The 968-nt window shown below is 25.8% G+C and carries 1 protein-coding gene; it reads right to left on the bottom strand.

From position 1 onward, the window contains the following. Positions 1-42: 42 nt before the first annotated feature. Entirely contained in the window at positions 43-852 is an 810-nt protein-coding gene (locus NG904_RS16260; RefSeq protein WP_252232746.1) for a tetratricopeptide repeat protein, read from the bottom strand. Between the last annotated feature and the right edge of the window lie 116 nt (positions 853-968).

The following is a 968-nucleotide window of genomic DNA, read 5'->3' as shown; positions in this document are numbered from 1 at the left end:
ATAGTATTATTTTTTTATTTACTTTTTATACTTTATTTTAAATTATATATTTGTTTCTTTATATTTAGTTTTTAAAGCTATCATTGCTTTTTTTAATCCTTGATTTGCAGCTTTTTTATACCATATATATGCAGTTTTACGATCTTGAGTTATTCCATTTCCCAAATAATACATAGTAGCTAAATTATATTCTGCATATGAGTATTCTTGATATGCAGCTTTTTTATAATACTTAACAGCTTCTTCATAGTTTTTTTCTATTCCAATACCCTGTTCATACATATAACCTAATGTATTTTGAGACTTCTCATATCCTAAAATTGAAGCTCTCATGTGCCATTTAAATGCCTTTTTATAATCTGTATCAACGCCTTTTCCATACATATATAAATTGCCTAAGTTATATTGTGCATAAAAATCTTCTTGTAATGCGGCTTTTTCATACCATTTAATAGCTTCTTTATAGTTTACTTCAGTTCCTAATCCCTCTTCATACATACATGCTAAATTACATTGTGCATCTGGATTTCCTTGATTAGCTGAATATTTAAAATATTCTATAGCTTTTTCATAATCTTGCTTTACGCCATTTCCACAATAGTACATATCTCCTAAATTATATTGTGCAACATCATAGCCTTGCTTAGCAGATTTTATATACCATTTAACAGCCTCTTCATAATCCTGCGCAATCTCCTCACCAGTATAATATCTATCACCTAAAACATTTTGTGCTTTTTTGTTTTCTCTATCTGCATATTTTCTTATTTTTTCTAAGCTTAAACTTTCAAAATCTATATCTGCATTTTTATAATTATCTATAATGTTCTTTATTGTTATTATTCCACCCACTGCTTCATCCCCCATTTATTACAAATTAAAATTTAATTTGCATATAAATTTGATTTAATATTATTATACACTATTTAAAAACAATATGTTTTTCCATTTTATATATTTTTATTTTA

This window comes from Clostridium sp. ZBS15, from assembly GCF_023845705.1.
Lineage (GTDB): Bacteria > Bacillota > Clostridia > Clostridiales > Clostridiaceae > Clostridium > Clostridium aquiflavi.
This window is presented reverse-complemented; position numbering and strand designations above follow the sequence as displayed.